This is a genomic window from Vibrio panuliri (genome assembly GCF_009938205.1).
Lineage (GTDB): Bacteria > Pseudomonadota > Gammaproteobacteria > Enterobacterales > Vibrionaceae > Vibrio > Vibrio panuliri.
Window position 1 is genome coordinate 3,172,525 of record NZ_AP019654.1, and the last position, 22,923, is coordinate 3,195,447.

General features: G+C 44.8%; 22 protein-coding genes. 11 read left to right on the forward strand and 11 right to left on the reverse strand.

All coding sequences use genetic code 11. The annotated features are described in order from the left end of the window. Positions 1-6 precede the first annotated feature (6 nt). From ubiB to rmuC, 4 genes are all read right to left on the reverse strand, one after another. Positions 7-1,641, reverse strand: coding sequence for a ubiquinone biosynthesis regulatory protein kinase UbiB (gene ubiB, locus GZK95_RS14595; protein ID WP_075706398.1), 1,635 nt, complete (start codon positions 1,639-1,641; stop codon positions 7-9). Then, positions 1,638-2,243 carry a ubiquinone biosynthesis accessory factor UbiJ gene (locus tag GZK95_RS14600; RefSeq protein ID WP_075706399.1) on the reverse strand — a complete coding sequence of 202 codons (606 nt, stop codon included), beginning with the start codon at positions 2,241-2,243 and terminating at the stop codon, positions 1,638-1,640. Before GZK95_RS14600 ends, ubiB begins: the two co-directional genes overlap by 4 nt. 11 nt (positions 2,244-2,254) lie before the next feature. Next, on the reverse strand, positions 2,255-3,037 hold the full coding sequence (ubiE, locus tag GZK95_RS14605) for a bifunctional demethylmenaquinone methyltransferase/2-methoxy-6-polyprenyl-1,4-benzoquinol methylase UbiE (protein WP_075706400.1): 783 nt from the start codon (positions 3,035-3,037) through the stop codon (positions 2,255-2,257). Positions 3,038-3,101: 64 nt separating this feature from the next. Next, positions 3,102-4,652, reverse strand: coding sequence for a DNA recombination protein RmuC (gene rmuC, locus GZK95_RS14610; protein WP_075706401.1), 1,551 nt, complete (start codon positions 4,650-4,652; stop codon positions 3,102-3,104). 162 nt (positions 4,653-4,814) lie between these two features. Between rmuC and GZK95_RS14615 the strand changes: the two genes are divergently transcribed. The 3 genes from GZK95_RS14615 (at position 4,815) to edd (ending at position 8,312) form a co-directional block, all read left to right on the forward strand. Continuing rightward, complete coding sequence (locus GZK95_RS14615; protein WP_075715999.1) at positions 4,815-5,714, forward strand: DMT family transporter; 900 nt, start codon at positions 4,815-4,817, stop codon at positions 5,712-5,714. A 259-nt stretch (positions 5,715-5,973) separates the two neighbouring features. Further along, entirely contained in the window at positions 5,974-6,510 is a 537-nt protein-coding gene (locus GZK95_RS14620; RefSeq protein WP_075706403.1) for a gluconokinase, read from the forward strand. 5 nt (positions 6,511-6,515) lie between these two features. Beyond that, the gene (gene edd / locus GZK95_RS14625) at positions 6,516-8,312 is read left to right on the forward strand and encodes a phosphogluconate dehydratase (protein ID WP_075716000.1); all 1,797 of its coding nucleotides are present in this window, start codon (positions 6,516-6,518) and stop codon (positions 8,310-8,312) included. A gap of 48 nt (positions 8,313-8,360) precedes the next feature. Here the strand turns inward: edd and GZK95_RS14630 are convergent, their stop codons facing one another. Then, positions 8,361-9,368 carry a substrate-binding domain-containing protein gene (locus GZK95_RS14630; RefSeq protein WP_075716001.1) on the reverse strand — a complete coding sequence of 336 codons (1,008 nt, stop codon included), beginning with the start codon at positions 9,366-9,368 and terminating at the stop codon, positions 8,361-8,363. Positions 9,369-9,744: 376 nt separating this feature from the next. On the opposite strand from GZK95_RS14630, the gene GZK95_RS14635 reads away from it, so the two are divergent. From GZK95_RS14635 to GZK95_RS14660, 6 genes are read left to right on the forward strand one after another with little or no spacing between them, the layout of a single operon-like run. Beyond that, positions 9,745-10,251, forward strand: coding sequence for a TRAP transporter small permease (locus tag GZK95_RS14635; protein ID WP_083626346.1), 507 nt, complete (start codon positions 9,745-9,747; stop codon positions 10,249-10,251). Between the two features lie 57 nt (positions 10,252-10,308). Beyond that, positions 10,309-11,622, forward strand: a complete 1,314-nt coding sequence (locus GZK95_RS14640; RefSeq protein WP_075706433.1) for a TRAP transporter large permease — start codon at positions 10,309-10,311, stop codon at positions 11,620-11,622. Positions 11,623-11,636: 14 nt separating this feature from the next. Then, a complete protein-coding gene (locus GZK95_RS14645) occupies positions 11,637-12,596 on the forward strand; it encodes a TRAP transporter substrate-binding protein (RefSeq protein WP_075706406.1) in 960 nt (319 codons plus the stop codon). A gap of 9 nt (positions 12,597-12,605) precedes the next feature. After that, positions 12,606-13,370 (forward strand): SDR family NAD(P)-dependent oxidoreductase, encoded by a 765-nt coding sequence (locus GZK95_RS14650; RefSeq protein WP_075716002.1) that lies wholly within the window; start codon positions 12,606-12,608, stop codon positions 13,368-13,370. Positions 13,371-13,417: 47 nt separating this feature from the next. Continuing rightward, positions 13,418-13,834 carry an RbsD/FucU family protein gene (locus GZK95_RS14655; protein ID WP_075706408.1) on the forward strand — a complete coding sequence of 139 codons (417 nt, stop codon included), beginning with the start codon at positions 13,418-13,420 and terminating at the stop codon, positions 13,832-13,834. A gap of 21 nt (positions 13,835-13,855) precedes the next feature. Further along, complete coding sequence (locus GZK95_RS14660; RefSeq protein WP_075716003.1) at positions 13,856-14,485, forward strand: bifunctional 4-hydroxy-2-oxoglutarate aldolase/2-dehydro-3-deoxy-phosphogluconate aldolase; 630 nt, start codon at positions 13,856-13,858, stop codon at positions 14,483-14,485. A gap of 32 nt (positions 14,486-14,517) precedes the next feature. On the opposite strand, the gene GZK95_RS14665 is transcribed toward GZK95_RS14660, so the two are convergent. The 3 genes from GZK95_RS14665 to ftnA all read right to left on the reverse strand — a co-directional run bounded on the left by GZK95_RS14665 (position 14,518) and on the right by ftnA (position 16,768). Beyond that, positions 14,518-15,705 carry a BaiN/RdsA family NAD(P)/FAD-dependent oxidoreductase gene (locus tag GZK95_RS14665; RefSeq protein ID WP_075706410.1) on the reverse strand — a complete coding sequence of 396 codons (1,188 nt, stop codon included), beginning with the start codon at positions 15,703-15,705 and terminating at the stop codon, positions 14,518-14,520. Positions 15,706-15,846: 141 nt separating this feature from the next. Beyond that, positions 15,847-16,170, reverse strand: a complete 324-nt coding sequence (uspB, locus tag GZK95_RS14670; RefSeq protein ID WP_075706411.1) for a universal stress protein UspB — start codon at positions 16,168-16,170, stop codon at positions 15,847-15,849. A 70-nt stretch (positions 16,171-16,240) separates the two neighbouring features. Then, on the reverse strand, positions 16,241-16,768 hold the full coding sequence (gene ftnA, locus GZK95_RS14675) for a non-heme ferritin (protein WP_075706412.1): 528 nt from the start codon (positions 16,766-16,768) through the stop codon (positions 16,241-16,243). Between the two features lie 130 nt (positions 16,769-16,898). Between ftnA and uspA the strand changes: the two genes are divergently transcribed. Continuing rightward, positions 16,899-17,324 (forward strand): universal stress protein UspA, encoded by a 426-nt coding sequence (gene uspA, locus GZK95_RS14680; protein ID WP_075706413.1) that lies wholly within the window; start codon positions 16,899-16,901, stop codon positions 17,322-17,324. Positions 17,325-17,383: 59 nt separating this feature from the next. Then, the gene (locus GZK95_RS14685; RefSeq protein ID WP_075706414.1) at positions 17,384-18,262 is read left to right on the forward strand and encodes a carboxylate/amino acid/amine transporter; all 879 of its coding nucleotides are present in this window, start codon (positions 17,384-17,386) and stop codon (positions 18,260-18,262) included. A 62-nt stretch (positions 18,263-18,324) separates the two neighbouring features. Here the strand turns inward: GZK95_RS14685 and GZK95_RS14690 are convergent, their stop codons facing one another. The 3 genes from GZK95_RS14690 to GZK95_RS14700 all read right to left on the reverse strand — a co-directional run bounded on the left by GZK95_RS14690 (position 18,325) and on the right by GZK95_RS14700 (position 22,884). Further along, positions 18,325-18,798 (reverse strand): hypothetical protein, encoded by a 474-nt coding sequence (locus GZK95_RS14690; RefSeq protein ID WP_075706415.1) that lies wholly within the window; start codon positions 18,796-18,798, stop codon positions 18,325-18,327. A 99-nt stretch (positions 18,799-18,897) separates the two neighbouring features. Continuing rightward, complete coding sequence (locus GZK95_RS14695; RefSeq protein WP_075716527.1) at positions 18,898-19,677, reverse strand: class I SAM-dependent methyltransferase; 780 nt, start codon at positions 19,675-19,677, stop codon at positions 18,898-18,900. A gap of 48 nt (positions 19,678-19,725) precedes the next feature. Then, positions 19,726-22,884, reverse strand: coding sequence for an EAL domain-containing protein (locus GZK95_RS14700; protein WP_075716526.1), 3,159 nt, complete (start codon positions 22,882-22,884; stop codon positions 19,726-19,728). Positions 22,885-22,923 lie beyond the last annotated feature (39 nt).

Genomic DNA, 22,923 nt, shown 5'->3' on the forward strand with positions numbered 1-22,923 from the left:
TAACGCCTAGCGGCGATAAGCTCGCCAACTGAACAACCAAAATGTGACACCAGCGATAGCACTGTAAGTCGATAGTTGTTCATAAGTGCTGTTGACCAATATTGCCGAGCATACGACTAATGTGGCACCAACACCAAATAAAAATTTACCAGTCGCTTGTTGACGCTTCGACTCTCGGTAACCTTGGTAAAGCTGATCCATACGCTGATTCATTGCTTTACCTTGTCTTAAGCTGTCATAAAGCAGCTCTGGTAACTCTGGTAATTTTTCTGCCCAAAACGGTGCGCGGTCTTTAACTGCATTGATCACCGCTTGAGGCCCAACTTGATTCATCATCCATTCCTCAAGGAATGGCTTAGCTGTTGCCCAAAGATCGAGCTGAGGATACAACTGTCTACCCAAGCCTTCAACGTACAACAGTGTCTTTTGTAATAGAACAAGCTGCGGTTGCACTTCCATTTCAAAACGTCGGGCAGTATTGAACAAGTTTAACAATACATGACCGAATGAAATTTCACACAATGGCTTAGCAAAAATCGGTTCACATACAATGCGAATAGCGAACTCAAACTCATCAATATTGGTTTCACGTGGAACCCAACCCGATTCGACGTGTAACTCGGCAACACGGCGATAATCACGGTTAAAGAAGGCTAAGAAATTTTCTGCTAAGTAACGTTTGTCATCGCTATTTAGGGTGCCAACAATGCCGCAATCGAGACCAATCCACATCGGATTATCAGGATGGTCAGGCTTAACAAACACATTGCCCGGGTGCATATCAGCATGAAAGAAACTATCACGAAATACTTGCGTAAAGAATACGCTCACACCACGCTCAGCTAACAGCTTCATATTGGTGCCATTAGCTTCTAATCCCTCAATATCAGAGACTTGAATACCATAAATGCGCTCAGACACCATCAAAGATTCACTGCTAAAATCAGGAAACACTTCGGGTACGTATAGCTCTTCACTGCCTTCAAAGTTGCGACGCAACTGAATTGCGTTCGCTGCTTCTCTTCTTAAGTCTAGCTCATCAAGTAGAGTCTTTTCGTACTCACGAACGACTTCAACGGGTTTTAAACGACGTGCTTCAGGTAATGCCCTCGCGACTATACGCGCCATGCGATACATCAGTTTTAGATCTGCATCAATCACAGGACGAATATCAGGGCGAATCACTTTTAAAACCACTTCTTGCCCGCTCTCTTTTAGACGAGCAGTATGAACCTGAGCAATGGATGCTGAAGCCAGTGGCTTGATATCGAAATCGCTAAACCAATTTTCTAGTGGTCCGCCAAGCGCTTTTTCCATGTGTAGCTTAGCCAGTTCACCATCAAAAGGAGATACTTGGTCTTGCAGCAGGGCGAGCGGATCGGCAATGTGTGGCGGAAAAAGGTCACGTCGGGTAGACATCATCTGACCAAACTTAATCCACACCGGACCTAGCTCTTGAAGGGCAAGACGCAGCCGATCTCCAAGCTGCTTATCACTATGCTGATTCTTAATCCAAAACAGTGCCTTACGAGCAAGCAACGGGGCTTTAGTCAGTTGATGATTTGGTAGTAACTCATCCAAGCCGTACTCAAGCTGGACTTTAATAATGCGATATAGGCGACGAAGTTCAGACGGCGTCATGCACGCTCCAGCAATTGGTTCAATCTAGCTTCAAGACGAGATGCGTGACTTTTCACATCATCCACTTGGTCGCAGAAGTAGGCGACTTCTAACGGGGCTGGGGTGAGTTTCCACTCTTCGGTAATCACCTGACCTAGCTGGTTTTGACGTTTAATCGCCTGCGACTTCATAAACTGACCAACTTGAGTCGCACCCTTCACTAAGGAGTGTGCCACCACATCACCTGTTGCGCGAGATAACCACTCTTCAATATCTGGCTTGCAGTCTGTCATCAGTTGAGCAAACTTTTGCGCAAGTTGAATATCACCTTCTAGGGTTAGCTTATCTTGCTTGATAAGCTTGGTAATATTGGCTTGCTCACGCAACTCGGGCAATACAGAGAGATTTAGCGAGAGGTAGCAATCAGGCTCACCTTCATAGTTAGCCAGAACATCAATTTGCTGACTAAACACAAAAGTTAGCGTCTTGTTGACCTCTTTTAGATGCACTTGGATCACTTGCCCTTTTAGGCGAGCAAGACGGCGACCCAACTCAGGATCGTCTTTGATTAAGGTGTTGAGCGTCGTTTCAATAACGGCGGTCACTAATGGTTCAAATGGCATAGTCACCCTATTTAGAACTTGTAACCACGGTGTAATGCAACAATACCGCCAGTTAGGTTGTAGTAGCTCGTCTGTTCAAAACCCGCGTCATCCATCATGCCTTTCAGCGTTTCTTGGTCAGGGTGCATGCGAATTGATTCAGCAAGATAACGGTAACTATCGGCGTCGTTTGCAACGAGTTCACCCATTTTTGGCAATAGGTGGAACGAGTATGCATCGTAAACCTTTGATAGTGGCTCAAGAATCGGCTTAGAAAACTCTAGCACTAGCAAACGACCACCAGGCTTAAGCACACGGAACATTGAGCGTAATGCCTTATCTTTATCGGTCACGTTTCGCAAACAGAAACTGATGGTAATCACATCAAAATAGTCATCTGGAAACGGCAGTTCTTCAGCGTTTGCTTGCACGTAGTGTACATTGCCCACTACACCAATATCACGCAATTTATCGCGTCCAACGTTCAACATTGAGTTGTTAATGTCAGCCAAAACCACATGACCTTTATCACCAACGATGCGTGAGAACTTCGCAGTTAAGTCTCCCGTACCGCCACCAAGATCAAGGATACGTTGACCAGGGCGAGCGCCACTGCAATCAATTGTGAAGCGCTTCCACAAGCGATGCACACCACCAGACATTAAGTCATTCATAATGTCGTACTTGGCAGCTACCGAGTGAAATACTTGAGCAACTTTGGCTACTTTTTCTTCTTTGGCTACGGTAGTGAAACCAAAGTGAGTGGTTTCTGTTGTTTCTAAAGCTGTATTTGACTGCACGCTTGTATCCGTCATGATGATTCCTCTTCGAGCAACTCAATAAAACTCTTAATACGTCATAGGTCTGAGCTGCGGTCGATTAGTTTACTTTATCCTCTGCCGGATGTCTTTCTAACTGCGGTGGATTTTCCGCCAAATATTCATTTTCTGACACATCTTGTCCGTGGGCAAGTTCCGCAATGGTTGGCGAGATTGGACGCTTCACTTCAACACCAAGTTGTTTAAAGCTCTCCGCTTGACGGATCACATTACCTCGACCTGTCGCGAGTTTGTTCATTGCACCTTGATAAGTCTGGTTCGCTCTATCTAATGCACCGCCGAGCCCTTCCATATCGTCAACGAATAGACGCAGCTTGTCGTAAAGTTTGCTGGCCCGCTCAGCAATAATCTGTGCATTTTGGTTTTGCCTGTCATTACGCCATAAGTTATCAATCGTGCGCAGAGCCACCAGCAACGTGGTTGGGCTGACAAGAATGATATTTTGCTCCATCGCATCTTTAACCAAACTTGGATCGGCCTGAATTGCCACTTGAAATGCGGGCTCAACGGGAACAAACATCAATACGTAATCAAGGCTGCGAATACCTTTAAGCTGATGGTAATCCTTATTACTTAGCCCTTTAATATGGTTACGTAGTGCAAGTAAGTGGTCACTTAGTGCGCGTTCACGCTCATGATCAGTTTCCGCATTGAAGTAACGCTCGTAAGCCACCAACACCATTTTTGAATCTATGACAACCTGCTTGTCTTGCGGTAAGTGAACAATCACATCTGGCTGATAGCGCTTACCTGCTTCATTTTGCAAGCTGACTTGAGTTTGATATTCATGCCCTTCACGCAACCCTGACTCTGCCAACACTCGCGCCAGAACCACTTCCCCCCAGTTACCTTGCTGTTTATTGTCGCCTTTAAGCGCTTGGGTCAAATTCACTGCCTCACGAGTCATCTGCTCGTTTAAGCGTTGCAAGTTTTTTAGTTCATGAACTAGGGTATGACGCTCTTTCGCTTCTAGGTTAAAGCTATCGTTAACTTGACGCTTAAAGCCTTCCAACTGCTCTTTTAATGGGCTAAGTAAACCTTCCAGACTCTGGCGGTTTTGCTGATCGACTTTAGCCGTTTTGGCCTCAAAAAGCTGATTAGCCAAGTGTTCAAATTGTTGCTTTAATCGCTCTTCCGCTTTTTCCAACAGTTGTAACTTTTCTTGGCTCGCGAGTTGCGCTTGTTGATGGCGCGCTTCTTGTTCACGCAATTGTGCTTCAAGTTGTGATTTTTGCTCACGCACTTGGGTTAAATCATCGGCATACTGCTGACGCTCTTGCTTTACCGCCTCGAAATAACGCAGTTTCTCCATCACCGCCATCAACTTGCCGTGTGATTGTTTGAGTTCATAAGCCGCTTTATCGCGATCTTCATCTAATTCATCCAGCTCTTGCTGCGCCTGACTAAGCGACTGTTTTAACTGGCTTATCTGTGAGTCTGCCAATTGCTGATTAGATTCCAATTGTTGTTCGAGCAGTTGGCTTTCTAAACCCAGTTTCTGTTTAACCCACCAACCAACTGCCACTCCGCTAATCGCGGCGCCACCAAGGGCACTAAATAACACGCTTTGGTTCTCGATAATCCATTGCATAATAAGGCGTTAACTCTTTTCTATTGCTTGCAAATAATGGTATTTCACCACTGGATAAATGTCCAGTTTGTCGGTTAGATAATCAGCAGATACACTTAGCTCCCCGTACACTGTGCGAATGGTTCGCTGGGTGCGTTTTTGCTTGCTATATAAAGGAACACTATGAACGAGCGCCGCGCGTTGGGGTTTGGTTTGTCTGCAGTTTTGCTCTGGTCGACAGTGGCAACCGCATTCAAGCTAACTCTAGCTGAATTTACCCCTATCCAGATGCTGACAATCGCCAGCATTGTTTCTGCTCTAGTCTTATTTATTATCTGTGGTGTACAAGGAAAGCTCACCTCCCTCTCCGCCATTTTTTTCTCGAATCCTTGGTATTACCTGCTGCTTGGCTTAATTAACCCATTGGCCTACTACATCATTCTGTTTAAAGCTTATGACTTGCTCCCTGCTTCACAAGCACAAGCAATCAACTACAGTTGGGCAATCACGTTGACTTTGATGGCCGCGGTCTTCCTTGGTCAACAGATCCGCAAGCAAGATTGGATAGCATGTGTGCTGAGCTATTTTGGTGTGGTGGTCATTGCAACTAAGGGCGACATTTTAGGGCTCAATTTTGAAAGCCCGCTTGGTGTTGGGTTAGCGCTACTTTCCACTCTACTTTGGGCAGGTTACTGGATTCTCAACACCAAGAATAAAGCTGACCCTGTGGTTGGGGTGTTATTGGGTTTCTTGGTTGCTATCCCTTTTGCTATTGGCTTAAGTATTTGGGAGGGCGCTAACTGGGAGCAAATTTCTTTTTCAGGTTGGTTGGCGGTGACTTACGTTGGGCTTTTTGAAATGGGGGTGACTTTCGTATTGTGGCTCACAGCATTAAAACTGACTCAAAATACCGCCCGTATCAGCAATCTTATTTTTGCTTCCCCTTTTATCTCGCTTGTTCTGCTCGCGACTGTGATTGGTGAAAGTATTCACCCTACGACTTTGCTTGGTTTAGTCCTAATCATCGCCGGACTCGTAATTCAGCAAATCAAGTTTAACAACAGAAAGACTGCCGAGCAGTAAATCTCGATTAAGGGTACATCATGTACCCTTATCCATTGCAAACAGAAACAAACTCTCCATCGTTCCCCAAGCAAGCCTTCGCCGATTCTTTCCATTTCCGATTACCCTTTTCAGATCACACTAAAACCACCTCAAACGAAAAATTTGCACTTTACCATTCACAAACCCAAAAGTTACGGGTAACATGTTACGCATAACAAAGAGTAATCTCTTTTTTGCTTACGAAGATTGATTCAGAGAATCAGTGAAAGGAACACTTATGCTAGGTAACTGTATTATCGTCATGGGCGTAACCTCGTCAGGGAAGTCTACTGTTGGCGATGCACTTGCAAAGGCAATTAACGCAAAGTTTATTGATGGTGATGATCTACATCCCAAGAGCAACATACTCAAAATGGCGAGCGGTCATCCGCTTAACGATGACGACCGCGCCCCTTGGTTAGAGAGGATTCGTGATGCGGTATTCAGCTTAACCAAGAAAAATGAAAGCGGTGTGATTGTGTGTTCTGCACTGAAGAAAAAGTATCGCGACATTATCCGGGAAGGAAATCCAAATGTGCGCTTTGTTTATCTTCGAGGCGATCAACAACTGATATTGGATCGCATCAAAGCGCGTAACGGTCATTTTATGAAGGAAAGCATGGTGGCGAGTCAGTTTGATGCGTTGGAAGAGCCAAATGCTGAAGAAACCGACGTGATTACAACCAATATCGCCGATAGCGTTGAGGATATTGTTGTTGGAGTGGTTGATCAAATCGCGTGTCGAAGCCAGAGCTTGAAATCACAACAGGGGTAGTAGTAATGATCCATCCGGTAGTACAACAGGTAACCAATGCCATTAAGGCACGCAGTGAAGCCTCTCGCCAAGCATTTGAACGGCGTATAAAGCAACAAAGTGGTCAGCCATCGAGTCGCAGCACACTCTCTTGTGGCAACCTCGCTCATACCGTCGCCACAACCTGTGGCTCAGAGCGGGAACGTATATTAGATTTAACCAAGTCTAACATCGGCATCATCTCTGCTTACAATGATATGGTTAGTGCTCACTTTCCTTACCAGTACTACCCAAACATCATCAAGGAAGAACTCGCTAAATTGGGCCATACCGCACAAGTTGCTGGCTGTGTACCTGCTATGTGTGACGGTATTACCCAAGGCCAAACAGGAATGGACCTCTCTCTGTTTTCACGTGATGTGATTGCTCAGGCAACGGCTATCTCATTGAGCCACAATGCTTTTGATGGAACGCTACTGCTAGGTATTTGCGATAAAATCGCCCCAGGCCAGTTGATGGGCGCTCTCTCTCACGCTCACCTTCCAACCGCTTTTGTCCCAGCAGGTCCAATGGCTACCGGGCTAAGCAATGAGGAAAAGGTCGCTGCACGACAAAAATACACGTCTGGAGAAATAGATAAAACTGAGATGTTAAACGTTGAGTGCCGCTCTTATCACTCTAGCGGAACATGCACTTTCTATGGCACTGCCAACACCAACCAACTGGTGTTTGAGGCCATGGGATTAATGCTTCCAGGTTCTGCATTTGTCTCCCCGCACTCATCACTCCGCGAAGCATTAACCAAAGAAGCAGCGCGTAATATCAGTTCACAGACCAAGCAATCCAAACAGTTCAAACCGCTTTATCAGGTGCTTTGTGCCGAAAACTTGGTCAATGGTGTCATCGCGCTACTCGCCTCGGGCGGCAGCACTAACCACACGATTCATATGGTTGCGGTGGCGCGCGCGGCTGGTCTCATTCTAACTTGGGATGACATTGACCAACTCTCGACAGTGACGCCACTATTGGTAAACATCTACCCTAATAGCAGTGCTGATATCAATGACTTTCAAGCAGCAGGTGGCGTTCCAACTCTATTGCAAGCTTTAGCCCAGCTCAATTTACTCCATCAAGATATCACGACTTCATTTGGCGATTTCCAATCGCAATTGATGATGCCTAGCCTAAAAGATGGCCAGTTAGTTTGGCAGCAAAATTGTGGTAGCAAAAACATCGATGTGCTTGCCGAAGCAACAACCCCTTTCAGTACCAGTGGCGGTATTAAAGTTTTAAAAGGCAATCTAGGCCAAGCTGTTATCAAGATATCTGCGATCAAAGCTAAGCATCAATTTGTTCAAGCCCCTGCCGTCGTTTTTGATAGTCAACACGATGTTGAAGCCGCTTATCATCGCGGTGAACTCGACAAAGATTGTGTTGTGGTTGTGCGCTTCAATGGTCCAGCTGCGAATGGAATGCCAGAGTTGCACAAACTCATGCCAATTTTAGGCAATATCCAAAACAAGGGGTTTCAGGTTGCGCTGGTCACAGACGGCAGGCTCTCTGGAGCATCTGGTAAAATTCCAGCAGCCATCCATGTCTCGCCAGAAGCGAAAATGGATGGAGCAATAGGCAGAGTTGTAAACGGAGATATTATTACTGTTGACTGCGTAACGGGTTCGTTAACCACCAGCCAAACTTATCCTCAAATAGCGATTGACGGTGACGAGGCACTGGATTCGGAACAAGGATGGGGACGAGAGCTCTTCCAAGTCGCTAGAAACAATGTCTGCGGCGCAGATCAGGGAGCAACATTCCTATTTTGATCTTACTCGAGCGCATTACGATAACTTTGCAATGCGCTCCTTTTTTACTTAAAGGCTATCGCCACTAGTGATAGTAAAGCCCAAATCAAATTTACGCTGAGAGCTGATATTGCCTTCAATTTCATTAAGTAAGACTTCAGCACTCTTCTCGCCTATCTCATACCTTGGTGTGTAAACACTTGTCAGCTTAGGTGTAATAGCTTGACCAATATTCAGAGCGTTATAACCAATCACACCTAATTGTTCAGGGATAGCAATTTGCCTATCTTGGCAGCCGAGCACCACACCGATTGCGATATCATCGTTAGTACAAAGAACGCCATCTAAATCCGGGCATTCGGTTAATGCGCGATCCAGCAACTCGCGTCCAAGGGTATAATTTGAAGGTTTATGAGTTAGAAAATGGTGCTTCTCTAAGCCATGCTCGACCATGGCTCGATCGTAACCGCGCATACGCATTTTGGTTCGGCTATCTAAGCGAGCACCAAAATAGCCAATATGTTTTTTACCCTTACTGATCATAAGCTTGACCGCTTCATAAGCGGCAGCTTCATGATCTAAGCCAACCATAAGGTCGATAGGATCATCACACAACTCCATTGCTTCAACCACCGGTACATTAGCGGTTTTTATCATTTGCAAAGTACGGGGAGTGTGAGATGTTCCTGTTAATATCAATCCATCCACTTGATAAGAAAGCAAACTCGCCACCTTACTTTCCTCAATCTCATCACTGTAGCTATAGTGGGTGATTAGCACTTCATACCCTCGTGTATTCGTCACCGCTTCAATACCTTGAACAAAATTTGCAAATACTTGGTTAGAAAGAGAAGGCAAAAGAATTCCAATCGATTTGCTCGAAGCTTTTGATAGCATTTGAGGGGCGCGATTATGTATGTATCCCGTTTCCTCAGCGACCGCAGCGATCTTTTCTCGAGTCGCCAGCGAAACAGATTCTGGATTACGCATATAGCGGCTGACCGTCATTTTTGTCACGCCGACTTTATCGGCAATATCTTTTAGGGAAGGACGCCCCTTCTTTTTACTCTGTGGCATTGTTTTCACACCAAAATATTGAAATTCACTGTTACTGTAACAACAGTTTAATCTAATTGCTCCGCCCTTGTCTAACCTGCAACAACGCATTTTGTCACTGATGTATCGAACCAGCGACAAGTGTCTCACAAAACCTCAAAAACACGCCAACCCACTCTCTAGAATTACGCAACAAACCTATGTTTATAAAAGACTTAAAGGATGAATAAGCTCTAAAAAAACAGATTTATCATTAGCCAAAAATGACGATCATGATCCAAGGCACACTTTTACACCAATTCAATTGTCATAAGCAAAAACTGGGGTAAACTCACCAATAGTTACCAGTAACATGTTCTGCGTAACATTATTAATGAATACTCGTTAAGGTAATTTTATGGAACTAGTAAATAAAGGAGTATCAGTCGCGACTAAAGCCTTAGAGCGGCTACTGGTAATCTTTATGTGGTTAATGGTGTTTGCCGTTGTTTGGCAAGTATTTACTCGATTTGTCATTAACTCACCCTCTGTATTTACAGATGAGCTTTCTCGCTATCTGATGATGTGGGTCGGTATTCTTGGTGGCGCCTATGTATACGCATTGAAGCGCCACTTAGCGATTGAAATTCTCAGTGAGAAAGTTAATCCGCGCCAGCAGTTAGTTCTTAATATCGTCATCAGCGGCTTCGTCATTCTTTTCTCTGCCATTGTTCTGCTTTACGGCGGAGTACATGTTGTCACGACAACTCTTGAATACAACCAAGTTTCTCCAAGCTTATCGCTGTTTGGTAACAATATTCCAATGGGATACATCTACATGGTCGCACCAATTTCAGGCGCGTTTATTGTCATGTGCGCGATTGCGGACATTTTGAATGCTATCACTGCTTTAAAGAACAAATAATACGAGCTAACTATGACGCTAATAGATATTTTATTCACCGAGAACTATATCGCCATAATGCCAGATATAGTTTATGACTCGCTGCCTGTTGCCATGCTCTTCGGCTCACTATTGGTTTTCTTAATCATTGGTATGCCTGTTGCGTTTGCGATTGGTTTCTCAGCACTACTGACTATTTTCCTAAACTTTCCAATTGATAAGTCCGCCATCTTAACGACCCAACAATTGCTTGGTGGCTTGGATAATTTTGGTCTACTGGCACTGCCGTTCTTTATCTTTGCCGGTAACTTAATGAACTCAGGGGGTATCGCTAAGCGTTTGATCAATTTCGCGATGCTTATCGGGGGCAAACTGCCAGGTTCCCTGTGCCATGTGAATGTAATTGCTAACATGATGTTTGGCTCACTCTCTGGTTCTGCAACAGCGTCTGCTGCCGCTGTAGGTGGCTTAATGGGCCCTCTACAAGAGGAAAAGAAATACCCTCGCGCATTTTCCAGTGCAGTCAATATCGCGTCTTGCCCTGCGGGTTTGCTTATTCCACCATCAAATGTACTTATCCTATACGCGTTGGTTAGTACAACTTCGGTGCAATACCTATTCTTAGCTGGTTATGTACCAGGCATCATTATGGGTCTTTGTGTCATGGTAGGCGTCTACCTGTTTGGTAAACGTTTTGGTGTGCCAGCAGAAACGATTAAGTTAGAACAGTCTGTATTTAAAACCGTGATCGACGCGTTACCTAGCCTATTTATGATTTTCATCATCATGGGCGGTATTGTTGGCGGCATCTTTACTGCAACGGAAGCTTCGGCAATCGCGGTTGTCTACAGCTTGATTCTTGGCTTCGCATACAAAGAAATCAAAGTAAAAGATCTTAACCGAATCGTCGTCGATAGCGTCATTATCACAGCCATCGTTCTGATGATGATCGGTACTTCTTCTTCGATGTCATGGGCCATGGCAAATGCGGATATTCCATCGTTTATCTCAAGCTTTGTACTTGAGTTTTCAGATAACCCTATCGTTATTCTGATTCTGATTAACCTTATTTTCTTGGTGGTTGGCACCTTTATGGATATGTCACCAGCCATTCTTATCTTCACACCAATCATGCTACCGATAGCCACGTTCATCGGAATGGATCCTATTCATTTTGGCATCATGATGGTTTTCAACTTATCGATTGGTATTTGTACGCCTCCTGTTGGTACTGCGCTTTTTGTTGGATGTAGCGTTTCAGGAAGCAAATTAGGTGAAGTTGTTCCAAAACTAATCCCGCTGTTCTTACTTCTAATCGTAGGTCTAGCAATTGTTGTCGCTTTCCCAAGCATTACTATGTGGCTGCCAAAACTGGCAGGTTACAACGGATAATTGAGAGTTTAATTATGAAAAAATCTGCCTTAGCAATTTCTATCGCATTGATGTCCGCGTTTAGCGTAAACGCTCAAGCTAAAGTTCTTAAGTTAGCTCACGCAATGCCTTTGGACCACCCTGTTCACAAATCACTACAGTGGTTTGCTGATCAAGTCACTGACCGTACCGACCATCGTGTACGTGTTTACCCAAACCTAACCTTGGGTAAGGAAGAAGCGACACTGCAAATGCTGCAAAACGGCACTCTCGCATTTACTAAAGTTGGCGGTGGTTTAACGGCATCATTCTCAGATCAATACAAGATTCTGTCTTTGCCTTACCTATATGACGATGAAGCAGACTCTAAGCGCGTTCTGCGTGGCCCAATTGGCCAAGAGATTCTGCAATCTTCAGAAAAAGATGGGTTTATTGGCTTAGCGTATCTATCGAGTGGTTCTCGTGGTTTCTACTCGAACACCAAGATCGAAACACCGGACGATCTGAAAGGCTTAAAGATCCGCGTACAGAACTCTCCGATCGACATCGACACAATGAAATACCTAGGCGCAAGTCCAGTGCCGATTTCATCAGGTGAAGTATACTCAGCTCTACAACAAGGTGTTGTAGATGGTGCGGAAAATAACATTCCGACTTACTACTCAACTCGTCACTATGAAGTTGCCAAATATTACTCTTTGGATCACCACTCAATGATTCCTGACATTTTGGCAGTATCAACTGAGATCTGGAACAGCCTATCAGAAGAAGATCGCAAAGTTATCAGCGAAATCGCTGTTGAGACTCTCGATGTTCAAGACAAATACTGGGACGAATATGTTGAAGAAGCAAAAACGCAAATCACCAAAGCAGGTGGTGAAATTGTTAATGCAGACGTGCATTCATTCCAAAAACTCGTTCAACCGGTTTATCAAAAATTCGCTCAAGACAACCCTCAACTAAGCGATCTATTAACACGACTACAAGCATACTAAGGAACAATCATGGGTCATTTAACAGGTAAAAAAGTATTTATTACAGGCGCAGAACAAGGGATCGGTTTTGCATCAGCAAAATCCCTAATTGAAGCTGGTTGTGATATTTACATTCATTACTTCAGTGGAACAGAAGGTCCTGAACAGCTTGTCGCATTAGCCCACTCTCTAGGACAACGTGCATCATTTGGTCAAGCCGATCTAACCAATCGTCAAGACTCTGAACAATGTGTTCAAGCTGCTGCTGAGTTCTTAGGTGGCATCGATATTCTAGTCAACAACGTAGGTGGCATCATTGCTCGTAAATGGCTGGGTGAGATTGATGAAGCATTCTGGAACACGGTTATCGATGTCAACATGACGACGATGCTCAACGTTACTCAGGCTGCACTTCCATTCCTCAAAGAAGCAAGCGCGGGTGCAAGTATTGTCAACCTAGCATCACTAGCAGGCCGCTCTGGTGGACACGCGGGTTCTTTGGTTTACTCCATGACCAAAGGCGCAGTACTAACTTGGACGCGCTCACTGGCAGCAGAGTTAGGCGGTGCAGGTGTTCGTGTTAACGCTGTCGCTCCTGGATTAATTCTTGGTACTCGCTTCCACAACCAACACACAACAAAAGAGTCCGCAGACGAAACGGTGCGCGGTATTCCTCTAGGCCGTGCTGGTACTTCTGAAGACGTAGCGGATGTCATCACCTTCTTAGCATCACAATATGATGGCTTTGTCTCTGGTGCGACGATTGACGTGAATGGCGGCGTGTACCGCATGTAACCAACCTAGGCAGCACACCTTGTGCTGCCTACTTTCTAGGATTCGTTATGATTAAGTCGAAAGTAATTCACCCTGAACTGCTGTTCCACCTCGCTCGTTGTGGGCACAAAGCGCAAGTTTTGATTGCCGACAGCAACTACTCTTTTGTGACTAACTCTGGTCCTAACGCCAATATCGTCTACCTCAACTTCCAACCAGGCATGATCAGTGGCACCGATATTCTAAACGGTATTAAAGAGACGATTAATGTTGAGTCTGCGACGATGATGCAGCACCCAGCTGATTTCGACAACACGATTCTGAGTGAGTACCAATCCATCTTACCGGCAGAAACTCCGTTTGAATTTCTTGAGCGTGAAGATTTTTACTCTGCAGTCAAGTCAGATAAAACCTTGCTGGTCATTGCCAGCGGAGAGCAACGACGCTTTGCGAACATCTTGCTCACCGTAGGTGCAGTCTTTTAATTCTTAACAAAGAGATAGCGTATGCCTTCGATCAATGAACAGCTTAGCGCATTAAAAATCATTCCTGTTGTATCTGTTGATAACGCACAAGACATTATTCCACTTGGCAAAGTATTGGTAGAAAACGGCTTACCCGCTGCAGAAATTACTTTTCGCTCCGATGCTGCCGTTGAGGCGATTCGTTTACTGCGTCAATCACAACCAGATATGCTGATTGGAGCTGGCACAGTTCTCAACCGTGAGCAAGTTATTGCCGCGAAGAACGCTGGAGCCACTTTTATCGTCTCTCCGGGTTTTAACCCAAACACGGTCAAAGCTTGCCAAGAAGTTGGGATTGATATCATTCCCGGCGTAAACACCCCAAGTGCCATTGAAGCTGCGTTAGAGATGGGGCTAACAACCCTCAAGTTTTTCCCTGCAGAGGCATCTGGTGGGGTAAACATGGTAAAAGCGCTACTTGGCCCCTACACCGATATTCATTTTATGCCTACGGGAGGCATAAGTCCTGCAAACGTTGAGCAGTACCTCCAGATACCACGAGTGCTTGCTTGTGGTGGGACATGGATGGTCGATAAAAAACTTATCGAAAATGGTGAATGGGCTAAGCTAGCACAACTCACTCGTCAAGCTGCAGATTTAGTCAGCCAATAATAAAAAACCTCTCGTATAGAGAGGTTTTCCGCTTAAGCGTGCTGACCCGCGACGAAACCGGAACTCCAGCACCATTGGAAGTTGTAGCCACCTAGCCAGCCGGTCACATCCATCACTTCACCGATAAAGTACAACCCTTTCACCTGTTTACACTCCATCGTTTTTGATGAAAGATGATCAGTATCGACACCACCTAAAGTGACTTCCGCGGTGCGATAACCCTCTGTACCATTCGGTGCAATCTGCCAATTCTCTAGGTATTCAGTGACCTGTTTAAGCTGTTTCTCATTAAACTGTTTAAGCGGTTTGTCTTCCAACTCTTTACGCTCAACCATCACTTCGACTAAACGTTTTGGCAGCACTTTCGCAAGGGTGTTTTTCAAACTCTGATTCGGGTGCTTCTCTCTCGAAACCGTCAACAACTGTTCAACATCGGCTTCTGGCACAAGATTAATCGTCACGTGTTGCCCAGCTTTCCAGAAAGACGAAATTTGCAACACCGCCGGGCCAGATAAACCACGGTGAGTAAATAGCAGGGCTTCTTTAAATACCGTGCCATCTTGCGCGGTGATTTCAGCCGGAATGGCAATCCCAGATAGTGTTTCGAAGTCTTCTTTATCTTGCTTGTGCAACGTAAACGGCACTAAACCTGCACTTGTTGGTATCACCGGCAAACCAAACTGCTCAGCGACTTTATAACCAAAGGGAGTCGCACCCAATTTCGGCATCGACAAACCACCAGTGGCCACCACCAGCGACTGACACTCAATAACCTGAGTATTAGCGTGCAAACTAAAACCTTGCTCCGTTTGCTCTATTTGATGGACATCTTGCTGGTAGCGTAGTTGAACTTTCGCGGCCTGACACTCATCCAACAACATGCTCACAATTTGTTTTGCCGAATCGAGACAAAACAGCTGACCATGATCGCGCTCTTCAAACTCGATGCCGTACTTGCTCACCAGTGCAATGAAATCCCAGTTGGTGTACTGCGACAGCGCGGATTTAACGAAATGTGGGTTGCGACATAGGTAGTTGTTCGCTGTCACATCGTAGTTGGTGAAATTACAACGACCACCACCGGAGATCAGAATCTTACGTCCTGGTTTTTTCGCATGATCAAGCACCAAAACTTTACGACCTCGTTTACCCGCTTCAACTGCACACATTAAGCCTGCAGCCCCTGCACCTATAATAACGACGTCAAACTTTTCACTCATGATCAACTTACTCAAACAACCTAAAACGCAATAAAAAAGGATGTGCAATTTTTGCACATCCTTGCTAATCGAGGCGCTATTCTAGCGATTCTTTGTCTGATTGCCAATTAATCACCCAAACCAAATTGGGCAGAGGACAAATCAAAGAATGAAGGCTGCGAGCAGCGTGACACCAATCAGAGCCATGGTAAGAATAAATAACTCTCTCACTCGAGAACACTTAGAGGTAAACACCTCATCATGATGGTGGTGATACTCTTTACTCTTGAGATAGGAATAGAGCTTAAACTGCTTACTCATATTGCCGTGAGTGGTAAAGAAACCTCCACCATCAACTTGTTGATACAACAAGGGGTGAGCCTCTCGCATGACAAAAATTAACGAACGTAATGCCGTAAGGTATCTCGCTAAGTTAACTAAGGTAACCAGCATAAGTACAAATAGAATGGTGTCTGCACTGATCATCTTTCCTCCCTACACCTTCTATGCATGCCCGAAGAAAAGACGATCTGTTTAGAGTGTCTTTGGCTGAACGTTACACAGCCGGGGCATCCATAACCGAAGATGAACCTTCTTTTGCTAAAGCTGCTAGATCTTTATCAATGAAAAACAGCGCTTTGCCGTCTTCACCAACCAGTTCCAGCTTATCTAATATCCCTTTAAATAACTTCTCTTCCTCGTGCTGTTCAGCAACGTACCACTGCAAGAAGTTGAATGTTGAGTAGTCTTGAGACGTAAACGCTAAATGAGCCAGCTTATTGATTTTTTCTGTAATCATTTGCTCATGCTCGTAAGTTTCACGGAATACGTGACCAAGGCTCTCAAACTGGTGCTGAGGCGCTTCAATCGCCCCTAGAATCGGCATCGCACCGGTTTCACTCACATAAGTGAACAAACGCTGCATGTGCTCCATCTCTTCTACGGCGTGGGCGCGTAAAAATTCAGCCGCCCCATCGAATCCTTTATCTTCACACCAAGCACTCATTTGTAAGTATAGATTGGATGAAAAAAATTCGAGGTTAATTTGTTCATTCAATTGATCAACCATTGCCTGTGACAGCATGTTCAACTCCTAAAATTCTTGCAAGTAACTAAACTATAACACGATCCTTAAAGAGATATGAGATCATTCCAGCATAATTATTACCCAACCGATGCTAACCTTAAATCAATGACCCACAGGAGATAGCATTATGAGTTATCAACATATTTTAGTTGCAATTGACCTCTCTGAAGACAGTAAACACTTGGTGGAAAAAGCCGTTGCTTTAGCCAAACCTCTCAATGCAGAAGTATCGTTTATCCATATTGATGTGAATTATGCGGAGCTCTACACCGGACTCATTGATATCAACATGGCTGAAACTCAACACAAGGCGACTGAGGCTTCACAAAATCAGCTCCAGAATCTCGCAGACCATGCTAACTATCCGATCAAGCATACCCTTGTGGGCAGCGGTGATTTAGGTAACGAGCTATGTGAAAATATTGGGGAATACAAAGTCGATCTCGTGGTGTGTGGGCACCATCAGGATTTTTGGAGCAAGCTGCTCTCTTCAACTCGTCAACTGATAAATTGTACTCCTGTCGATTTGTTGGTTGTACCACTTAAGGATTGATCGCACTGCGAATTAATCTCGTTTAGACTGACGGCTGGTATTGTTCATGAGTATTGGTTATGGGTTATTTATCAGCCGTTACGCTGCTTTGGGCGTTTTCATTTAGCCTTATCGGGGTCTATCTTGCTGGTCAAGTAGATTCCTGGTTCTCGGTATTAATGCGCGTTGCACTGGCCAGCGTGGTGTTCCTACCTTTTATTAAGTTCAAAGGGGTAAGCAAATCGCTTATCGCTAAACTGATGGTTGTCGGTGGTTTCCAGCTTGGGCTGATGTACTGCTTCTACTATCAATCGTTCTTGTTACTATCTGTTCCTGAAGTATTACTCTTCACCGTATTCACCCCTATTTATGTCACTCTGATTTACGATCTACTCAAAAGTCGTTTTTCTCCTTGGTATCTTGTTACCGCAGTCATCGCGGTTGCTGGCGCCGCCGTGATTAAGTTTGCTGGTATCAATGAGAATTTCCTCTTGGGTTTCTTGGTGGTACAAGGTGCCAACCTCTGCTTCGCGATTGGTCAAGTCGGCTACAAATACATAATGGAAACAGAGCAAGTCGAACTGCCTCAGCATGCGGTATTTGGCTATTTCTATTTGGGGGCTTTAGTGGTCGCGACTATCGCTTTCGCACTAATGGGGAATAGCGACAAGCTACCAACCACTACGACCCAATGGGGTATCTTGATTTATCTTGGTCTAATCGCATCTGGATTGGGGTATTTTGCGTGGAACAAAGGCGCAACGTTAGTCAATGCGGGGGCGCTTGCGGTGATGAACAATGCGCTCGTCCCAGCAGGCTTGATTGTTAATATCCTAATTTGGAACCGCGATGTCGACCTATTACGCCTTGGCTTAGGCGGGGCAATCATTATGCTTTCATTATGGGTGAATGAGACTTGGGTGAAACGTCGCGTAGAACGCGATTATGCGTCTCTTTAAATCGAAGCCAAACGAAAAATCCCGCTGTGTTAGCGGGATTTTTTTAAAACTAATGCGGTTAATTAATGCACCGACTCACGTCCTGTTGAATGAGAGCTCTGTGACCCCATCTGACTTAAGCTTAAGTTGATTTGCTCGAACTGCGCTTCTAGTTTACGTTGCTTACGTAATAACTTTTCTTGCTTGCTGACGGTTTTGCTTAGCTTTTTAAAGAATTTCTTCTGCTTTTTTGCCTGTTTCTTTGCTTGCTTAAGCTGAGACTGATTCCACACACCCTTTTCAGCGTCCGCCATCACTTGAGATTGATGATTCGCGATAACTGTCGGCGATGAGATAGGATCAATAACGCTTTTCTCAATGTTACCAACATCAGATTGAGCGGCACTCAACGCCATTGGTTTGCATAGCATACTCTTATCTTGGGATGCTCGAGCACATGAGCGACAAAGGTATTTGGGCGCACTCACAATCCGCTGAATTGCCCCTAGCTGTTCGCTAATATCATGGCGATTTAACTTACACAGACGCTTACTCATACCTCAATCCAGTAATAATGCGAATTATTATTAATAAGATATACAACTTTAGATAATGAAGCGCAAGCTGAATCTGTTGCCTTTACTTAGCGGCTGACCCTAGCTCATTGATGCCTTTACATAAACATCAAATCGGTTTTTTTTAGTTTCAATCGCCATGCTGGGTTTTTGCTGGTCGAGCCATTCTGCGTAGTCCGGTCTTTTCACCACCACGCGCTTACTGGCCAGCGCTAATGCTGGTTGCAATAAAGCATCTGCATCATTGTCTGCGCCCACTAACGACTGAAATACACGCATCTCTTTTTTCACCAATGCGGTTTTCTTTTTACTTTCCGGATGGGGGTACATTGGATCCAAGTACACCACATCAGGCGCGATAAAATCAGCATCACTCACCAGATCACTGAGTGCGGTATGACTAGACGCATGCAATAACGACATTCGCTCAGATACCCAAGCGCCTATTTCCTCATCCTGCTTGGCTCGCGCCAAACCATCATCAAGCAATGCCGCCACAACAGGATGACGCTCGACCATTTGCACTTTGCAACCTAACGAAGCCAATACAAACGCATCACGTCCAAGACCGGCAGTTCCATCCAATACTGTGGGTGTCACACCTTTGTTGAGACCGGCAGCTTTAGCAATAGCCTGCCCCTTACCGCCACCGAACTTGCGACGGTGAGCTACAGCACCAGAAACGAGATCAACATAAATTGCACCCAATTTAGGCTCATCTAGCTTACGTAGTTCTAGTCGTTGTTCAGTTAGAACAAGGGCAAACACGCTGTGTTCGTCTTGTTGTAAACCCCAGCGTTGTGCGATCTCATTAAGGTGATCGGTTTGTGTTAGATCTTCACACACAAGTTGTAGTTGCAAAGGCGTGCTCCATCAAAGCGCTAAAAAGAGGCCGAAGTGTAGCGAATTTTATAACACGCTACTACGGTCTATTGCATGAGTTTCCACCATCAGTTCATCAACGAGCTTCGCCAGTGGTTTAGGCTTACCAATCATATACCCTTGAGCGTAGTCGACCCCTAACTCCATCAGCAAATCAATTATCTGGCTGTTCTCCACAAACTCTGCGACGGTGTTTTTACCCATTTGCTTGGCTAAGTCGTTGATAGACCGCACCATCAAATGGTCCATTTCATTATTGGCAATATCACGTACAAACAACCCATCAATCTTGACGATATCAACGGGCAATTTCTTCAGATAGCCAAAAGACGACAAGCCAGAACCAAAGTCATCCAAGGCGATCAAACAACCAAGTTGTTTTAACTGCGTAAACAGCTCTAAAGCTTGATTCATGTTACTCATTGCCGCAGTTTCAGTTATCTCTAAGCAAATCTTTTCACATGGAACTGAGCTTTGGCGCAACGTCTCAATCAAGAAACGGATAAACTCTTGATTTCCCATTGATTGACCAGAGAGGTTTATGGCGCATAACGCAAGATTGTTCAGCTGCTCAGGGTGACTTTCTAGCCATGAGAGTGTTTTACTCACGACTTGTTTATCAAGTAAATGAGCGATGTTATATCGTTCAGATGCCGGCATGAAAATACCCGGCGAGATGTACTCATTGTCAGCATTGCGAATGCGGACAAGAATTTCAAAGTGCATACGAGGATCATCAACATTTAACCCCATAATACGTTGAGCGAATAGTTCAATTCGATCGTCAGCAAGAGCACGGTGAACTAAGTTGACGCAACTCATCTCCATCTCTCGACGACGCAACTCTTTGTCATCGGGACAGTAAAGGTTATAACGATTCCGTCCCTCTTCTTTTGCTGCATGACAAGCGGTGTCTGCTTGAGCATGAACCATCTGAGGTGATGTTGCGGTATGATCGATTAAACGAATGCCTATCGAACATGTCAGATTAAGTTTAATCTCATTCCAGATAAACTGATGTTCACTAAGCGTCATGATAATTGAGTCAGCGATGCTTTTCGCATCTCTCTCAGTACAGTCTTTCACTAATACTGCAAACTCATCCCCCCCCATGCGAGCCAATGTCGCATTGTAAGGCAGAACCTCTTGCAACATGCTGGCACAAAACTGGATAGCAGCATCACCCGCTTCATGACCAGCGGTGTCATTCAAAACCTTTAACTGGTCCATATCAAGAAACAGCATCGCATGAGTGCGAGTGTAACTCTCAACCTCTTTGAGTGCCTTATCCAGCTCCATTTCAAAGTAGTTTCGATTGTAGGTGTCGGTCAGTAAATCATACTGAGCTTGATAAGCGAGTTGCTCAGAGAGTTGACGCATTTCGGTAATATCTTCACCAGCGATGAGTAAGTGACCACTTTCAACTAATGGCCTGATATTCTCACGAATCCATAGTGAGTGCCCATCACGATGGCGGAATTCCACTTCTCGTCGCCAAACACCTTGAAGAGCCTGATTTGGTTGAAGCAATACTTGGCGCGGAATGATCGCGTTTTCATCCACGTAAAAGTCTTTCAATCGATGACCAAGCAGCTCCTTTTCATGGTAGCCCAGCAGTTGTTCAGCAAAGCTGTTCACTCGCTGAATTCGGTTCTGCTCATCCAAAGTAATCATCATCACAGGCTGTTGATTATAGTAGTAACTCAACGTCGCCTCTCGCTCAAACAAGCGCTCTTCAGTCAGTTTACGTGAAGTGATGTCACGAGCTTCCAACAACACGTGTGGGATATGATTGTCGTGTTTAGGTAAGACTCGTAAGGTCAGATCCAATACCATTGCACCATGCTCACGATGATAGATCTCGGCTTCAAATTGGCACACAGAGTCTTCCGTTAAATTCGTGAAATAACGTTCGATACGCTCTGCGGTTTTTTTCTGCCAATGACGATACTCCCATATTGGCATATTGCGGATAGCATCATCTTGGTACAACGCATTCTGTAGTTTGTTATTGGTCGAGATGAGCTGTCCGGTGTTATCCAATATACCAATCAAGTGATAGCTTTGGTCAAACACCATCTCAATCATCGTTTGATTGTCACGCGCAATTTGCTCACTCTTCTTTAAGCGACTGAGGTAATAAATCAAACTAACGATAACTAAGCTCAAGACAAAAAACACAACGCCCACAGTACGTATTTCATCATGATAACGTTGGGCAAAAGCTTCTGGTTTATTAATAAATGCCGCCAGCAACTCTTCTTCGACACCTAACTGCCACCCAATCACTTCCTGGTAATCCAGTTTAATTTCTTGCGCTCCCGCAATAACTGGCGGCAATGGTGAGTTTGGGTTGTTTATGACACTGATAAGCTGTTGTGCAACTTGATGACCATGCATACGACCATTTTGCATAATGCCACCAACCGCACCCAAGCCAAGCCCAAAGTTGTGCGCCATATAGATAGGTGCACCTGAAACTTGCGTGACTCGTCTTAGGTCTCGCGCAGTCGTCACCCAACCTTGTTTATCACGATAGAACACGGCCATTAAAACACTGGACTGAGCATCTAACTGCTTTACAAACTCAATCAGTTCCGCGAATGAATTAGGGACAATTTGCTCAACTTTATCGTTGAACTTCGGATGGCCAGCGAGGAACTGATCGACCTGAGAGCGCACTACATTCCCCGTAGTAGAGTGATCGGTAACAATGTAGATCTTCTTTCCTTGGGGTTGAACTCGTTCAATTAAATGCAGATTAGCTGCAACATCAATCTCTTCAGTGACACCGGTTGCCCTTAAGCCACGGTGCATTTCAGGCTGATAGTTGTTGATTCCGCCAAACACGATCGGGGTATCCCCCAACTCTGGCGCAAGACGCTGCATTAAGGTCAGTGCATTGTTATCACTGACGACAACGGCAGAGTAACTCTCTTCGTTGAACTTGGTTTTGAAAAGGCGATATAGTTGGTTTAAGTATTCTTCACTTTGCAGTCTTTTGGTGTCGAGATACAAAACACGGGGCGCAATATCCGTTCCCGCTAGTGATTCCGTTAAACCTTGCTGAAAATGGTCAGTCCAAAAAAAGCCATGGTGATAAGAATGAACAACCAGTACGTCTTTATTTTCCGCCACGGCTACGGAGCTAAATAAACAAATTATAAATATGAGACAAGAACGCACTTTTAGTTGCTCTTAATTAAAGGAAAAACGTTTCTCTCA

Excerpts from the sequence above, each read along its gene's own strand:
- ubiB (WP_075706398.1), bottom strand. The coding sequence starts at position 1,641 with ATGACGCCGTCTGAACTTCGTCGCCTATATCGCATTATTAAAGTCCAG.
- GZK95_RS14600 (WP_075706399.1), bottom strand. The coding sequence starts at position 2,243 with ATGCCATTTGAACCATTAGTGACCGCCGTTATTGAAACGACGCTCAAC.
- ubiE (WP_075706400.1), bottom strand. The coding sequence starts at position 3,037 with ATGACGGATACAAGCGTGCAGTCAAATACAGCTTTAGAAACAACAGAA.
- rmuC (WP_075706401.1), bottom strand. The coding sequence starts at position 4,652 with ATGCAATGGATTATCGAGAACCAAAGCGTGTTATTTAGTGCCCTTGGT.
- GZK95_RS14615 (WP_075715999.1), top strand. The coding sequence starts at position 4,815 with ATGAACGAGCGCCGCGCGTTGGGGTTTGGTTTGTCTGCAGTTTTGCTC.
- GZK95_RS14620 (WP_075706403.1), top strand. The coding sequence starts at position 5,974 with ATGCTAGGTAACTGTATTATCGTCATGGGCGTAACCTCGTCAGGGAAG.
- edd (WP_075716000.1), top strand. The coding sequence starts at position 6,516 with ATGATCCATCCGGTAGTACAACAGGTAACCAATGCCATTAAGGCACGC.
- GZK95_RS14630 (WP_075716001.1), bottom strand. The coding sequence starts at position 9,368 with ATGCCACAGAGTAAAAAGAAGGGGCGTCCTTCCCTAAAAGATATTGCC.
- GZK95_RS14635 (WP_083626346.1), top strand. The coding sequence starts at position 9,745 with ATGGAACTAGTAAATAAAGGAGTATCAGTCGCGACTAAAGCCTTAGAG.
- GZK95_RS14640 (WP_075706433.1), top strand. The coding sequence starts at position 10,309 with ATGCCAGATATAGTTTATGACTCGCTGCCTGTTGCCATGCTCTTCGGC.
- GZK95_RS14645 (WP_075706406.1), top strand. The coding sequence starts at position 11,637 with ATGAAAAAATCTGCCTTAGCAATTTCTATCGCATTGATGTCCGCGTTT.
- GZK95_RS14650 (WP_075716002.1), top strand. The coding sequence starts at position 12,606 with ATGGGTCATTTAACAGGTAAAAAAGTATTTATTACAGGCGCAGAACAA.
- GZK95_RS14655 (WP_075706408.1), top strand. The coding sequence starts at position 13,418 with ATGATTAAGTCGAAAGTAATTCACCCTGAACTGCTGTTCCACCTCGCT.
- GZK95_RS14660 (WP_075716003.1), top strand. The coding sequence starts at position 13,856 with ATGCCTTCGATCAATGAACAGCTTAGCGCATTAAAAATCATTCCTGTT.
- GZK95_RS14665 (WP_075706410.1), bottom strand. The coding sequence starts at position 15,705 with ATGAGTGAAAAGTTTGACGTCGTTATTATAGGTGCAGGGGCTGCAGGC.
- uspB (WP_075706411.1), bottom strand. The coding sequence starts at position 16,170 with ATGATCAGTGCAGACACCATTCTATTTGTACTTATGCTGGTTACCTTA.
- ftnA (WP_075706412.1), bottom strand. The coding sequence starts at position 16,768 with ATGCTGTCACAGGCAATGGTTGATCAATTGAATGAACAAATTAACCTC.
- uspA (WP_075706413.1), top strand. The coding sequence starts at position 16,899 with ATGAGTTATCAACATATTTTAGTTGCAATTGACCTCTCTGAAGACAGT.
- GZK95_RS14685 (WP_075706414.1), top strand. The coding sequence starts at position 17,384 with ATGGGTTATTTATCAGCCGTTACGCTGCTTTGGGCGTTTTCATTTAGC.
- GZK95_RS14690 (WP_075706415.1), bottom strand. The coding sequence starts at position 18,798 with ATGAGTAAGCGTCTGTGTAAGTTAAATCGCCATGATATTAGCGAACAG.